The 14,018-nt window shown below is 63.8% G+C and carries 17 protein-coding genes; 8 read left to right on the top strand and 9 right to left on the bottom strand.

Annotated features, from left to right (window positions below; translation table 11 throughout):
* Positions 1-18: 18 nt before the first annotated feature.
* From FYC77_RS02480 to FYC77_RS02470, 3 genes are read right to left on the bottom strand one after another with little or no spacing between them, the layout of a single operon-like run.
* A complete protein-coding gene (locus FYC77_RS02480; RefSeq protein ID WP_149079927.1) occupies positions 19-621 on the bottom strand; it encodes a PH domain-containing protein in 603 nt (200 codons plus the stop codon).
* Positions 618-1,379 carry a PH domain-containing protein gene (locus FYC77_RS02475; RefSeq protein WP_149079926.1) on the bottom strand — a complete coding sequence of 254 codons (762 nt, stop codon included), beginning with the start codon at positions 1,377-1,379 and terminating at the stop codon, positions 618-620. The genes FYC77_RS02480 and FYC77_RS02475 overlap by 4 nt, the downstream gene beginning before the upstream one ends.
* Positions 1,376-1,840: a MaoC family dehydratase gene (locus FYC77_RS02470; protein WP_149079925.1), complete on the bottom strand. Its 465-nt coding sequence runs from the start codon at positions 1,838-1,840 to the stop codon at positions 1,376-1,378. The genes FYC77_RS02475 and FYC77_RS02470 overlap by 4 nt, the downstream gene beginning before the upstream one ends.
* A gap of 182 nt (positions 1,841-2,022) precedes the next feature.
* Between FYC77_RS02470 and FYC77_RS02465 the strand changes: the two genes are divergently transcribed.
* The 4 genes from FYC77_RS02465 (at position 2,023) to FYC77_RS02450 (ending at position 3,916) form a co-directional block, all read left to right on the top strand.
* Positions 2,023-2,205, top strand: a complete 183-nt coding sequence (locus FYC77_RS02465; RefSeq protein ID WP_149079924.1) for a DUF7525 family protein — start codon at positions 2,023-2,025, stop codon at positions 2,203-2,205.
* Between the two features lie 141 nt (positions 2,206-2,346).
* Positions 2,347-2,571, top strand: coding sequence for a DUF7123 family protein (locus FYC77_RS02460; RefSeq protein WP_124197675.1), 225 nt, complete (start codon positions 2,347-2,349; stop codon positions 2,569-2,571).
* A gap of 65 nt (positions 2,572-2,636) precedes the next feature.
* Positions 2,637-3,083, top strand: coding sequence for an SRPBCC family protein (locus FYC77_RS02455; RefSeq protein ID WP_149079923.1), 447 nt, complete (start codon positions 2,637-2,639; stop codon positions 3,081-3,083).
* A complete protein-coding gene (locus tag FYC77_RS02450; RefSeq protein ID WP_149079922.1) occupies positions 3,080-3,916 on the top strand; it encodes a carbon-nitrogen family hydrolase in 837 nt (278 codons plus the stop codon). The genes FYC77_RS02455 and FYC77_RS02450 overlap by 4 nt, the downstream gene beginning before the upstream one ends.
* Before the next feature lie 115 nt (positions 3,917-4,031).
* Here the strand turns inward: FYC77_RS02450 and FYC77_RS20845 are convergent, their stop codons facing one another.
* From FYC77_RS20845 to FYC77_RS02440, 3 genes are all read right to left on the bottom strand, one after another.
* Positions 4,032-4,154 carry a hypothetical protein gene (locus FYC77_RS20845; protein ID WP_274381023.1) on the bottom strand — a complete coding sequence of 41 codons (123 nt, stop codon included), beginning with the start codon at positions 4,152-4,154 and terminating at the stop codon, positions 4,032-4,034.
* A 125-nt stretch (positions 4,155-4,279) separates the two neighbouring features.
* Positions 4,280-5,866, bottom strand: a complete 1,587-nt coding sequence (locus FYC77_RS02445) for an aldehyde dehydrogenase family protein (protein WP_149079921.1) — start codon at positions 5,864-5,866, stop codon at positions 4,280-4,282.
* Positions 5,867-5,977: 111 nt separating this feature from the next.
* Positions 5,978-6,787, bottom strand: coding sequence for an RIO1 family regulatory kinase/ATPase domain-containing protein (locus tag FYC77_RS02440; protein ID WP_149079920.1), 810 nt, complete (start codon positions 6,785-6,787; stop codon positions 5,978-5,980).
* 202 nt (positions 6,788-6,989) lie between these two features.
* Between FYC77_RS02440 and FYC77_RS02435 the strand changes: the two genes are divergently transcribed.
* The 3 genes from FYC77_RS02435 (at position 6,990) to FYC77_RS02425 (ending at position 9,676) form a co-directional block, all read left to right on the top strand.
* Positions 6,990-8,177, top strand: coding sequence for a DUF7544 domain-containing protein (locus tag FYC77_RS02435; RefSeq protein WP_149079919.1), 1,188 nt, complete (start codon positions 6,990-6,992; stop codon positions 8,175-8,177).
* An 81-nt stretch (positions 8,178-8,258) separates the two neighbouring features.
* The gene (locus tag FYC77_RS02430; protein ID WP_149079918.1) at positions 8,259-9,452 is read left to right on the top strand and encodes an acyl-CoA dehydrogenase family protein; all 1,194 of its coding nucleotides are present in this window, start codon (positions 8,259-8,261) and stop codon (positions 9,450-9,452) included.
* A 2-nt stretch (positions 9,453-9,454) separates the two neighbouring features.
* Complete coding sequence (locus tag FYC77_RS02425; protein ID WP_149079917.1) at positions 9,455-9,676, top strand: hypothetical protein; 222 nt, start codon at positions 9,455-9,457, stop codon at positions 9,674-9,676.
* 6 nt (positions 9,677-9,682) lie between these two features.
* Here the strand turns inward: FYC77_RS02425 and FYC77_RS02420 are convergent, their stop codons facing one another.
* The 3 genes from FYC77_RS02420 to FYC77_RS02410 form a co-directional block, all read right to left on the bottom strand.
* Positions 9,683-10,126, bottom strand: coding sequence for a DUF2062 domain-containing protein (locus FYC77_RS02420; RefSeq protein ID WP_149079916.1), 444 nt, complete (start codon positions 10,124-10,126; stop codon positions 9,683-9,685).
* A 63-nt stretch (positions 10,127-10,189) separates the two neighbouring features.
* Positions 10,190-11,446, bottom strand: a complete 1,257-nt coding sequence (locus FYC77_RS02415) for a Glu/Leu/Phe/Val family dehydrogenase (RefSeq protein ID WP_149079915.1) — start codon at positions 11,444-11,446, stop codon at positions 10,190-10,192.
* 183 nt (positions 11,447-11,629) lie between these two features.
* Positions 11,630-12,493 (bottom strand): HpcH/HpaI aldolase/citrate lyase family protein, encoded by an 864-nt coding sequence (locus FYC77_RS02410; protein ID WP_149079914.1) that lies wholly within the window; start codon positions 12,491-12,493, stop codon positions 11,630-11,632.
* A 119-nt stretch (positions 12,494-12,612) separates the two neighbouring features.
* Here FYC77_RS02410 and FYC77_RS02405 point away from each other — a divergent pair, with 119 nt between their 5' ends.
* Positions 12,613-14,013 (top strand): NAD-dependent succinate-semialdehyde dehydrogenase, encoded by a 1,401-nt coding sequence (locus tag FYC77_RS02405; RefSeq protein WP_149079913.1) that lies wholly within the window; start codon positions 12,613-12,615, stop codon positions 14,011-14,013.
* The last annotated feature ends 5 nt before the right edge of the window (positions 14,014-14,018 follow it).

The raw sequence follows: 14,018 nt of genomic DNA, 5'->3' as shown, positions 1-14,018 counted from the left end.
GGTAGTACCGTTTGGGGTTTATCGCTCGAGCGCCCGTCGCCACCCACGAACCTCGGCGAGAATCGCCTCCCACTCCTCGACCGAACCCGGCAGGTCCGCCGTCCGGCCGCCGTGGCGCTGATCCTCGAGTCGGTCGTGAACGGCGTCGAACTCCTCGACGTTCCGGAACGCAAACGTCGCGCCGCTTGCGGCCTCGATCGTGACGGTGCCGTAGCCGACGACGCGTGCGATCGCGTGCTGGCTCACGGCCGTGTTCTGGACGCGTTCGAGGCCGACGGTGTCGACGTCGACGCCGAGGACGCCGCGTCTGATCGCGATCCGCCGGTCCGTCACGACGTACTCGGTACGGCTGACGCTGGCGAGCGCCCAGAACGCGACGAGTGCGGGGAGGGGGACGCCCGCGAGTGCAACCACCGGCAGGAGTTCGAGGACCACCGCGGCGAGGGCCGCGACCACCCCTGCGGCCGCGAGGCCGACCCACGGATACGCCGTCTGAATCCTGGGCCCGCCACGCCACCGGATCGTCTCGCCGGCGTCCGTGCCGTCGCCTGCGAGCGAGAGCCACTCGAGCGTCTCGTCGTTGGCGTCTGTTGCCGACTCGAGTCGGTCGTCCGGGCTCATCGTGGCGAAGATTGGGGTTCGTCGCGGCCGGTCGAGTCGTCGCGACTCGTCGCCCCATCGCGACTGGGCGAATCGCCGTGGTTCGCCGAGTCGTCATCGCTGGCCGAGTCGTCGCCGTTCGACCACTCGAACGAATCTCGATCGACCGCTTTCGCGGACTCGACTCCCTCGAGGCCGGCGTTCGATCCCGCCGCGTCGGATTCCTCGAGCGTCGTCCTGATCGCTCGAAGCTCGTCGCGGATCTCCGTGAGGACGTCCGTTTTCGTCCGATCGCTTGCCTCCTCTCGGTGTTCGCGTTCGATGAGTTCGCTGATCAACTGCTGGACGCTTCTCGGTTCGGGGACCGACTTGAACGACATCTCGACGCCGGATCCACCCGCCGTGCTCACCTCGACGGTCCCGTACCCGAACTGCGTTCCGAGTGCCGACTGGGAGTAGGAGATGTCCTGGACCTTCTCGTGTTCGATCCGCTTGACGTCCCGCGAGAGCACGCCGGTCTTCCGGTAGAGCGCACGGTTCGTCACGACGTAGGCGGTGTTCGTCACCCGAAGGTACTCGCTGACGATGATGAGGATCCCGACGAGTACGATCGCAAGCGGGATGCCGACGAGAAACGACGGGAGAAGCGTTCGCTTGTCGGGGCCATCCGCCCAGACGATCTCCTCGCCCGCCTCGAGTGAAAGCCACTCGAGGTCGTCGATCGACGTAGTGTTCGGCCCGTCGGCGTTGCCGGCCGGATTCGGACTCGAGTCGGTCATCGGCCCCCCTCCGCGTGCTCGCGTTTCAGCGAGAGGACTGTCCGGTCGAACGAACAGACGAGATCGTCGTCCTGATTGAACGCCTCGACGTGCATGGTGACGACGCCGCGTTCGCCGTCCGAGGTCTCGCGTTTTTCCGTGACGGTCGAACGGGCCCGGATCGTATCGTCGTGAAAGACCGGCGTCGGATGTTCGACGTCGTCGTACGAGAGGTTCGCGACGATCGTTCCGTCGGTCGTCTCGGGGATGGAGATGCCGACGGCGAGGGACATCGTGTACAACCCGTTGACCAGGCGTTGGCCGAATTCGGTGCCGGCGGCGAACTCCCGATCTACGTGCAACGGCTGTTGGTTCATCGTCAGATCGCAAAAGCGCTGGTTGTCGCTCTCGGTGACGGTCCGTCGACGGCGATGCTCGATCGTCTCGCCGATGTCGAACTCCTCGTAGTAGCGCCCGCTCATACGATTAGGGGTGGACGACCGGCGTCAAAAACGTATTGTATCGACTACACGAGGACGGTCGCCGAGGGTGGGTCGCCGAGGGCGCACACGGCCTGCGCTCGTCGCTCGCCTGGTCGGTCCTACCTCGCCGTCACCGTCCTGAATGAGTGCTATTAAGAGACCTCGCTGGCATACTCTCGCGTATGGCTACCCAGACGGAGTCGACGGACAAGGGCCTCGGAGTAGCGCTCGCACTCGGTGCGCTCGCGACGATCGGCGCACTCGTGATGCTCGTCAGTGCCCCGGAGATCGAAGCGGCGTGGGGATTCGGTGCTGCAATGGTCTTTAGCGCCCTCGCAGTCGTCGGCATTCACCTGTACTACTGATTCACCCTATTCTTATCCCAACGTTCGGGAATCCTCGCGCTTCAGCGCGGGGTGGATCTCGAGGGTGACCTGCCCGCCGACATCGGGGTAAAATCTGAAAAACAGTTAAGAGCGATTGTCCCCTACTATCCCCCACGGACGATGACCGACTACTCCGACGAAGAGCAGCGGATTCTCTCGTATCTCCGCGAGAACGCCGCCCGCGGTGAACGGTACTTTCGAGCGAAGAACATCGCACAGGCGATCGGACTCTCGTCGAAACAGGTAGGCGTACGACTCCCCCACCTCGCCGAAAAGTCCGACGAGGTCGACATCGAAAAGTGGGGCCGCGCCCGTTCGACGACCTGGAAAGTGACGATTAGCTAGCCACTACTCCGGAGCCCCCGCCTCGGTCCACGTTCTTTTTACTCTCCAGTCCCCCAGATAGAGCCATGACTGTACGGGTCGACCGGTCGTTCGAACTCTCGGCGTCGCCCGAGCGCGTCTGGGAGTTTATTGCCGATCCGGAAAACCGCGCCCGGTCGATCAGCGTCGTCGACCGGTACACGACTACCGATGCCGACGGGCGGGAGGTCACCTGGCACGTCGAGTTACCGATCCCTCTCGTTCGCCGGACGATCGCCGTCGAGACCAGAGACGTCACTCGCAGACCGCCGGAGTACGTAAAATTCGTCGGCCGGTCGAAAGGGATGAACGTCACCGGCGAACACGAAATCGTCGAAACGGACACCGGAAGTCGCCTCGAGAATCGGTTCGTCGTCGACGGTAAACTGCCCGGCGTCGAACGCTTTTTCAAGCGAAACCTCGACGGCGAACTCGAGAACCTGCGTCGCGAACTCGAGCGAGCGCTTCGGACGACGCGAGGTGACGAGCGTTGACCGACCGATCCGGTTCAGACGGGACGCTTTCGGTCGGGCTCGCCCAGATTCGAATCGACGCCGGTGAGGTCGACCGGAACGTCGATCGAGCCTGTCGGGTGATCGGGGATGCCGCCGATCGCGGGGTCGACCTGGTCGCCCTCCCCGAGATATTCACCGTCGGCTACTTCGCGTTCGATCGCTACGAACGATGCGCCGAACCCCTCGACGGCGAGACCATGACTCGTCTCTCGGCAGCGGCAGCGGAACACGACGTCGCGGTCCTCGCAGGGAGCATCGTCGAGAACCTCGCCGCGACCGACGGCGTCGAGACGCCGGCCGACGAGGGACTCGCGAACACGGCCGTACTGTTCGACGCGGCCGGCGATCGGCAACTCGTCTACCGCAAACACCACCTGTTCGGCTACGAGTCCGCGGAGTCGGATCTGCTCGTCCCCGGCGAGCGCATCGAGACCGCGACGATAGAGGGCGTGACGGTCGGCGTCTCGACGTGCTACGATCTCCGGTTTCCGGCGCTCTACCGCCGGCTGGTCGACGACGGGGCCGAACTCGTCCTTGTCCCGAGCGCGTGGCCCTACCCGCGAATCGAACACTGGGAGACGCTCTCGAGAGCGCGTGCGATCGAAAACCAGTGTTACGTCGCGACGATCAACGGCTCCGGAGCGTTCGACGACGCCACGCTACTGGGTCGATCGACGGTCTACGATCCGTGGGGGGTCGTCCGCGCCTCGAGCGGCGACGAACCGACCCTCGTCACCGCGGAGATCGATCTCGAGGCGGTCGAGGGCGTTCGATCGGAGTTCCCCGCGCTAGGCGACCGGCGTCTGTCGTGACGGCTGCGACCGGCGGGAGATGGACGATTTCCGACGGGACGGTGTCTCGATTACGTCCTGACTCTCCGTCGTCACCAGCGGCAACCGACCGCTGACTTTTTGTTTGGGGGCCTCGTCAGGTCGAGTGCCGGTAGAAGGCGCTTTTCACGTCGATGCCGGCATTACGCGTCGCTCCGGCCCGTCGCGGCTCGTTTCCCGGGAACGAGCCACCCCACTCCCGTCTCCTCGCCTCGTTCATCCCGTTCGTTCTCGGACCGTGAGAGTCAGCACACCGATCCGAACTGATGCGGAGATGGCCACACGAACAGAGTTCTCGGATCGATTCGTTCGGTTCGGGTGCGTACGAGCGTAGCCGCTTACCGACTACGAGTCGTCTCGAGTGACGATGTCGGCCGAGAGCCCCTGTGCCATCTCGATCTCTCTCGAGTTGTTCATCGTCCAGGCGGTTCGCTCGGTGACGGCCTCGATCGCTTCGCGAGCGCTCGGATAGCCGTTGCCGGACTTCTTGACGCCGCCGAACGGGAGCTGGACTTCCGCGCCGATACACGGCAAGTTCGCGTACGCGAGCCCCAGATCCGCCCGGTCGCGGAAGTAGTTGATCTGGCGGTACTCCTCGGAGATGATCGCCCCGGCGAGTCCGTACGGCGTATCGTTGTGGATCTCGACCGCGCGCTCGATGTCGCCGGAGTACTCGATCAGGGCGACGTGGGGACCGAAACACTCCTCTTTGAGACACCTGAGATCGGGATCGTACTCGATCTCGTAGACGAACGGGCCGACCCAGTGACCGTTCGCGTCGCTGGCATTGCGTTCACCGTCGTCGGCAGTGGCCGTCCCGTCCGCGTGTTCGTCGGGAATCTCGCTGTCCTCGAGTTCGAACCGATCGACGAGCACCTTCGCACCCTCCTGTCGGGCCAACTCGTTGTGTTTTCGGATCTTCTCGACGTGGTCGGCTTCGATCACCGGCCCCATGAACGTCTCCGCCTCGAGGGGGTCACCGACTGTGATGCGTTCGGCGAGTTCGACGAACTCCGTTTTGAACTCGTCGTAGACGTCCTCGTGGACGATCAGTCGCTCGGAAGAGACACAGCGTTGGCCGGTCGTCTTGAAACTCGACATGACGGCGGCGTGGACGGCGATCTCCATGTCCGCGTGTTCGGTGATGACGATCCCGTTTTTCCCACCCATCTCGCAGGCCGCGAGCTTACCGGGTTCACCGCCGACCTTTCCACCGATCTCGTGGCCGACCTCGGCGGAGCCGGTAAAGAGGACGGTGTCGACTCGATCGTCCTCGACGATCGCCGCACCGGCGTCGCCAAATCCCTGTACCATGTTGAACACGCCCTCGGGAACGCCGGCCTCGTCCATCATCTCGGCGATGATCTGGCCACACCTCGGCGTCTGCTCGGCGGGTTTCCAGACCACCACGTTCCCCTCGACGAGTGCGATCGCCATGTGCCAGAACGGGATCGCGACGGGGAAGTTCCAGGGCGTGATACAGCCGACGACGCCTCGAGGTTTCCGGCGCATGTAGGCGTCTTTCTCTGGGACTTCCGATGGAACCACGTCGCCGTGGGGGTGGCGGGCGTTGCCGGCGGCCCACTCGACCATGTGCCAGGCTTCGGTGACGTCGGCCTTTCCTTCGCTGATCTCTTTCCCACACTCTTTCGTGACGATCTCGCCCAGTTCCTCGTGGCGTTCGCGTAACTCGTGGTAGATGTCCCAGAGATACTCCGCCCGGTCGATATAGGAGAGCGAGCGCCACTCGTCGAACGCCTCGTGGGCAGCCTCGAGGGCGGCGTCGACGTCGTCGTCCGTCCCGCGTTGGAACGTCGCCAGCGTCTCGCCGGTCGCCGGGTTCTCGCTCTCGAAGCTGTCGCCACCGGAGCCCTCGATCCACTCGCCGTCGACGTAGTGACCGTACACCTGTTCCGTGGCCTGCTGGCTCATACTCGAGGCTACGACGAACCTGGTGAAAAGCCCTGCTGGTCGTTCACACGTGCCGAACCACAGCGGTGGCCCGGCGGTACGCAACGCGAGACGGCCGTCTCACCGTCTCGATCACCGCTGTTCCAGGTCGGCGGCCTTCTCGAGTTCGCTGCGCAGACGCGTCGAGTCGAACTCGTGATCCGGGCGAAGGCGGACGAAATCGAGGAACCGGCGGGCCGAGAGCAACTCGTCGGGGCCGTACGCCGACGTCGCCGCCCTGACGGCTCGGCGGGGACCGATCCGCGGCTCGAGGACGGCGAGCGCGCAGGCGAGGTCGTAGGCGGTCGTCTCGTCGACGCGGTCTTCGTGGACGCTCGTCGCGTCGATGAAGTACAGTTCGCGCTCACAGAGCAGGATGTTTTCGGCTCGCAGGTCGCCGTGTGCGAGACCGTGCTCGTGAAGCGTCGCGAGCATCTCGAACAGTTCGGATGCCTGCCGGTCGACGACCTCGTCGGAGACGGTATCGAGTGACTCGAACTCGGGGAGATACTCGAGGACGAGCACACCGAGTCCGTTGACTTCGAACGCTTCGATCGGCTGGGGTGCGTTGATGCCGATTTCACGCATCCGCTGGGTCGCCTCGTACTCGTGTTCGACCATCTCACGTGGCGTGTCGAACCGATCGAAAAAACCCCCGGTGCCGGCCGAGACCGCCCCGACGTTCCGTCCAGCCGTCAGGAGAGTGTGAACGAGTGCGTTCTGGCGGGAGACGATCTTGACGAACCACTCGTCGTCGATGACACACGGGGTCGACAGCCAGTTGTCGGCCTCGAGAAACTCGACCCGGACGACCTCGCGGTCGTGTCGGTCCGCCAGCGACCGGACCACCCGCTCGATTCGGTCCCACTCGACAGTTCCTCGAGCGATCTGGCGGATATCCATACGTTGGGAGAACGCGACATGGGGTTAAATGCGTCCCGAAGTATCGTCGCCTCGACCTGTCAGGTGGAGTCCGTCCGATCCTGGAGCAGCCTGCCACACGTCGCTCGCCCAGTATTGCACGTCGAAGGCGGCCCCCCTCTTTGACTCTCCAGACGAGCATCAGATCAGAATTATTTTCATCCGTGCGACCATATCGGTCGGTATGGACGCTGTCGACAACTTAAGCGACGCGATCGATGCGACGCGGAACCTCCTGTTACCGATTCGAGCGTGGCTGTGGCTCAAGCTCGCGATCGTCGTCTTCTTCCTCGGCGGAACCGGCGGTGGATTTTCGACCGGGGATCCAACCATCGCTACCGACGACGAGATGATCTCGATGGTCCAGGATACGGTGACCGAGGAGATACTGATCGGGTTCGCCATCGTCGCCGCGGTCGTACTCGTCATCTGGTTACTCTTCGAAGCCCTCGGCGCGATCGCCGAGTTCGTCTTCATCGAGGGACTTCGTTCGAAAGAGGTCTCGATCATCAGCTACGCCCTCGACAACATCGGTCGCGCGGTTCGTCTCTTCGTCTTCCGAGTGGGACTCGGTCTGCTCGTGTGGGCGATCGTTCTCGTCCCAGCCGGTTTGCTCCTCTACAGTGCAGGGTGGGACGTCGAGGCAGCGTTCGACGTGGGGACCATCCTGTTGTTGCTCGGAGTTGGTGCACTCTCGTATCTCGTCTTCGCCATCGTGATGCGGTTTACCTCCGAGTTCGTCGCCCCGATCATGCTCCTCGAGTCTCGCGGCGTCCTCTCCGGCTGGAAACGGTTCTGGGGGACGCTCACCGCGAAGCCGAGTGAGTACGTCGTCTACCTGCTTCTCGTCTGGATTCTCCAGCTCGTGATCGGCATCGCGGTCGGGTTCCTGATGCTTTTCGTCACGATCATCGTCGCGATTCCGTTCGTCATCCTCGTCGTCGCGTTGCTCGCCCTCGGGGATATCGGTGTCTGGCTCGCGATCATCGCCGGAATCATCGGCGTGCTCCTGTTTTTCGTGATCAGCGCGTTCATCTCCATGCCGATTCGGACGTACTTCCAGTACTACGCGCTGTTGTTACTCGGCGATACGAACGACGAACTCGATCTCATCCCCGACCAGCGAGCCGAGATCCGCAGCGACGGTGGCCGGGACGAGCCCGGCTCTCCGGCCGGCCGTGAACTCCGCGACGGAACGGATGACGACGACTGGGACGCGGATACCGACGATCGGAACGACGACTGGGACGCGGATACTGACACGCGAGAGGACTCGAGCGACTGGGACGACTCCACCCCGTGGGACGACGACTCGAGCGACTGGGACGAACCCGACGACGGTGAGGACGATCGGGACGACCGCGGCTGGTAACGATCCCCCTCTCCACGGAGTCGGCTGGAGTCCCGTTCTGTTCGTCGGTGCGTTTATTTCACACGCCGGCACGTATTGCGTATGGAGTTCGAGCTGCCTGACGAACACCGGATGATCCGGGAGACTGTCAGGGACTTCTGTGAGACGGAGATCGAGCCGATCGCCCAGGAGATCGAAGACGAACATCGGTTTCCGGCGGAGATCTTCGACCAGCTCGCCGACCTCGACGTGATGGGCGTGCCGATCGCCGAGGAGTACGGCGGGCTCGGCGGCGATACGCTCATGTACGCACTGGTCGCCGAGGAACTCGGCCGCGTCTCCGGCGCGATCGGTCTCTCGTACGTCGCCCACATCTCACTCGCCTCGAAACCCCTCGAGTACTTCGGAACGGACGAACAGAAGCGCCGATGGCTCCGTCCACTCGCGGAGGGCGAGCACCTCGGTGCCTGGGCGCTGACCGAACCGGAGAGCGGCTCCGACGCCTCGAGTATGAACACGACGGCCGAACGCGACCCCTCCGAGCACAGTTCGGACGACGCGTCGGCGGTCTCGGCCGCCGCGGACGGCGACGAGTGGGTGCTAAACGGGACCAAGCAGTTCATCACGAACGCCAACGTCGCGGGGTCGATTCTCGTCAAGGCCGTCACCGATCCCGAGGCGGGGTACGACGGTATCTCGACGTTCATCGTCGATCCCGACGAAGACGACGGCTTCGAGGTGACGACGGTCTGGGAGAAACTGGGATTGAACGCCTCGCCGACCTGTGAAATTCGATTCGACGACGTTCGCCTGCCGCCGGATCGGCTCCTCGGCGAAGTCGGCGACGGCTGGGACCAGACGAAACACACCCTCGACGGGGGCCGGATCTCGATCGCTGCGCTCTCGACGGGGCTGGCCCAGGGTGCCTACGAGCACGCGAGCACCTACAGTCAGGAACGCGAGCAGTTCGGACAGCCAATCTCCGAGTTCGACGCGATCCGGGACACGATCGTCGACATGCACCGGAAGACCGAACGCGCACGATTGCTCACCTATCGTGCGGCGCGGACGGCCGACGCCGGCGATCCAGTGACCAGGGAGTCGGCGCTCGCGAAACTCGACGCCAGCGAGGCCGCACGCGAGGTGGCCGAAGACGCCGTCCAGGTACTCGGCGGCTACGGCTACACGACGGAGTTCGCACCACAGCGGTTCTACCGCGATGCGAAACTCATGGAGATCGGCGAGGGAACGAGCGAGATCCAGCATCTCGTGATCGGGCGCGAACTCGGCCTCTAACGATGCTGTGGCTCGTCGTCGGTGTGGTCCTGATCGGACTCGGCCTCGCGGGAGTACGGTACGCGCCGGCCATCGTCGAGGCCCAGCACCGGCAGGGAATGACCCCCTACGCGGGCGAGGAGTCACTCGAGGACGACGACCGCGTTTCGGTAACTCGGGGTGTCGGCGTCGTCGCCGTCCTCGGTGGACTCTTCGTTGTGGCGTACAGTGTCGGTGTTTTCTGAAAGACGTTACCTTCGGCTTCTGTGTGCTCGGGTGAGATGCAAGACGATCGTGTAACCGACGATCGAGAGACCGACCGCGATCACCAGATTGCCGATCACGAGCTGGCGGGCGACGGCCCACGCCGATTCGGTCGCCGTCTCCTCTAGTGGGATCGGGTCCGTGCCGAGTACCGTCGCCCCCGTCTGCAGACTCGCGACGTACACCGCCGGTTTGACGAACGGGTTGAGCACCGCGACCGACGCGAAGATGGCGGGCTTACTGATCCACGACCAGATCGAGACGAAGACGAAAAACAACCCGACGCCGAGACCACCCGTGGGAAGCGCCGTGACGAAGATCCCGATCGCAAAGCTCGAGGCGACCTGATGTGGCGTATGCTCTTCTCGAAATGCGTCGGTGAGCTCACGCCGAACTCGGTCGCGGTATCGGGCGAATCGTTCCCACAACATCCCCTGGCGATCCCACAGATGCAGAACGCAAAAAGGTGTCGAGACGAACTGTCGCCGAACTCGTCACGGGAAGCTGCCGGCTTCCTCGAAGGCGTCGGCGACGCGCTGAACGGCGACGACGTACGCCGCAGTTCGTGGATTGTCGAGGTCGAACTCCTCGATGGTTTCGACGAGTCCGTCGAACGCCTCGACGATGACAGCCTCGAGTTCGGCGTTGACTTTCTCCTCGGTCCAGGAGAATCGCTGGCTGTTCTGGACCCACTCGAAGTAACTGACGGTGACGCCGCCAGCGTTCGCGAGGATGTCCGGGATCACGAAAACGTCCTTATCCTCCAGGACGGCGTCGGCCTCGGGCGTGAGCGGCCCGTTTGCGGCCTCGGAGATGACGTCGGCCTGGACGTCTTCCGCGAGCTCCCCGTCGATCGCGTTCTCGAGTGCCGCGGGAATCAACAGGTCGACGTCGAGCGTCAGGAGCTCCTCGTTCGTAACCTCATCGTCGGCCTCCGGATAGCCGACGACACTGCCGGTCTCGTTTTTGTGGTCTTTCGCGGCGACCGGATCGAGTCCGTCTGCGTTGTAGATACCGCCGCTCGAGTCGCTTACGGCGACGACCGTCGCACCCATCTCGTCGATCAGTCTGGCGGCGATCCAGCCGGCGTTTCCGTACCCCTGGACGGCGACGGTCGCCCCCTCGAGATCCATATCGAGGTACTCGAACGCCTCGCGTGCGGCGAGGACGGTCGATCGACCGGTGGCCTCGACGCGGCCTTCACTGCCGCCGCTGGCGAGGTTCTTCCCCGTGATGACGCCGGGTTCGGTCGTGCCCTCGAGCGTCTCGTAGGTATCTTTGATCCAGTTCATCTCCCGTTGACCCGTGTTCACGTCGGGTGCGGGGATATCCTTGTCTTCGCCGATCAGCGGCGTGAGTTCGACGGCAAATGCGCGAGTCAGACGCTCGAGTTCGCTCTCGGAGTAGTCGGCTGGATCGACGATGATCCCACCCTTTCCACCGCCGAGGGGAATGTCGACGATCGCGGTCTTGTACGCCATCCACCCGGAGAGTGCCATGACTTCGTCCTGTGACACCTGTGGGTGATATCGGATGCCCCCCTTGTACGGACCACGGTCGCCGTTAAACTGCGACCGGAACGCCTTGAACCGCTCGAGTGACCCATCGTCGAGTTCGATCGTGAGGTTCGTCTCGAGCACTCGCTCGGGATATTTGAGTCGTTCGATGACGTCGTCGCCGATGTCGAGATAGGCTGCAGCCTCGTCGATCTGTGACTGCAGGCTTTCGAACGGGTTAGCGTCTTCAGCCATTGTGGACCGATTCCGGCGAAACAAAAATAAGTATGCCGAATGTCGGTCGTGATGGATCTTAGTCAATATAATGTATACTTATGCAATTATATAGTGACGAATCAATGCCCATGTGCCTTCCAACCTGACGGTTCGTCAAGAGCGTCGGATGGGAGAAAACGGTTCGTTTGCTTCTCCCGTCAACTATTCGACGCCCTGTACCGACTCAGTTCGCTCCCGAATCCGTCGAGCTCGTTCGATCAACGGCGCGTCGATCATCTCGCCGTCGACCTCGAAAACGCCTCGATCGTCCGCGTCGGCCTCCCGTTTGGCCTCGAGGACGGCGTTCGCCCACTCACGTTCCTCCTCGCTGGGCGTAAACGCCTCGTTGATCGGATCGACCTGTGCGGGATGGATTGCCAGTTTGCCGTCGTACCCAAGTTTGATCGCGAACGCCGTCTCCTCGACGATGCGGGTTTCGTCTTCGAACGCCGTGACCGGGGTATCGATCGCGTCACACCCGTGTGCGGCCGCAGCCACGACGACGCGTTGTCGTGCGTACAGCACTTCTTCGCCCCCACGAGTTCGCTCTGCACCGAGGTCGGCCGCGAGATCCTCGGCACCGAAGACCAGCGCCTCGGTGGCCGTCGCGGCCGCGATGTTCGGTGCGGCGAGGACTCCCCGGGCGCTCTCGATCAACGCGAGTACGGGGACCGAGACGCCGTACGTCCCGAGGGCGTTCGCCAGGTCTCGGACGTCCGTCTGTGAATCTGCTTTCGGAAGGAGGACCCCGTCTAACCGAATATCGTCCGCATCAGTACCGAGAATCGCTTCGAGGTCCGTTTCGTACTCGTCCGGCGACGGGTTCACCCGGACGCACACCTCCGCGGACGGGTCGAAAGCCGGATCGCTGAGAACGCTCCGAACCGCCTCACGAGCCTCCGCCTTCCGGTCGGGCGACACCGCGTCCTCGAGGTCGAAGACGAGCGTGTCGGCACCCGACTGAGGTGCCTTTCGAAGCATCTCCGGCCGATCGCCCGGCGTGAACAGCAGGCTCCTGCGGACCATATCCACATTCCGGACAGTACGGACGTGAAAGTACGGGTTGCTCACCGGTGGACGACGGTGGTCGGCGACACCGATCGGGAGCCCGTCCTTCTAAGCCACTCGACGTGGTCGACGTGCTCGTGAGTATCGAGAGTGTCAATCCGGCTACCGGCGAGGTAGTCGACAGCTACGACGAGACGTCGGAGTCCCAACGAGAGGATCGACTCGAGCGAGCAACCGAAACGTACGCGGAGTGGCGCGAGACGCCGATCGAACGCCGGCAGGGACTACTGTCCGAGGCTGCCGACGTGCTCCGTGGGAACGTCGAGGAGTACGCGACGTTCATGACCGAGGAGATGGGAAAGCCGATCGTCCAGTCACGCGCGGAGGTCGAGAAATGTGCCTGGCTCTGTGAGTACTACGCCGAACACGCCGCGTCCCACCTCCAGGACGAGGTCGTGGCCAGTGCACCCGAGGCTCGAACGGTCGTCGTCCACGAACCCCTCGGGCCGGTCCTCGCGATCATGCCGTGGAACTTCCCGTTCTGGCAGGTCTTTCGCTTCGCCGCACCCACCCTCGCGGCCGGGAATGTCGGCCTCCTGAAACACGCGTCGAACGTCCCGGGCTGTGCGCGCGCAATCGAGGACGTCTTTCGAGAGGCCGGCTTTCCGGAGGGCGCGTTCACCACCTTGCTCATCGGATCGGACGAAATCGACGCAGTGGTCGCCGACGACCGGATCGCTGGCGTCACGCTCACCGGCAGCGACGGGGCCGGCCGAGCGGTCGGCGAGACGGCAGGACGCGAACTCAAAAAGAGCGTCCTCGAACTCGGCGGCAGCGACCCGTTCGTCGTCCTCGAGGACGCGCCGATGGACGAAACCGTCCAGGCCGCCGTCCAGGCCCGACTCCTCAACTCGGGCCAGTCGTGTATCGCGGCAAAGCGGTTCGTGGTCGTCGACGACGTCTACGACGAGTTCGTCGATCGGTTCGTCGAGGCGATGGACGAACAGGTCGTCGGTGATCCGACCGACGAGAGGACGGACGTCGGTCCGCAGGCGCGTCCGGATTTGATGGACGAACTCCACGAACAAGTCGAGAAGACGCTCGAGGCGGGCGGCGAGTGCCGTCTCGGCGGCGAGCCCATCGATCGAGAGGGGGCGTTCTATCGGCCGACGGTGCTCACGGACGTTCCCGAGGACGCACCCGCGGATCGGGAAGAACTGTTCGGCCCAGTAGCGACGGTGTTTCGCGTTCCCGACGAAGCGGCCGCGATCGAGAAGGCAAACGACACCCGGTTCGGCCTCGGTGCGAGCGTCTGGACGGAGGATCTCGAACGCGGCGAACGCGTCGCTCGACGGTTCGAATCGGGACTCGCGTTCGTCAACGAACTCGTCAAATCCGATCCCCGGTTGCCCTTCGGCGGTATCAAAGACTCGGGTTACGGTCGAGAGCTCGCCGAGGATGGCATCACGGAGTTCGTCAACACGAAGACGATCTGGGTCCAACGCGCGGGCGGGGCGGGGACCGAGATGGTGGAGTGACGCGC

The organism is Natrialba swarupiae (assembly GCF_008245225.1).
Taxonomy (GTDB): Archaea; Halobacteriota; Halobacteria; order Halobacteriales; family Natrialbaceae; genus Natrarchaeobius; species Natrarchaeobius swarupiae.
Note: the sequence above shows the minus strand (reverse complement) of the source record. Positions and strands in the feature narration are given on the sequence as shown.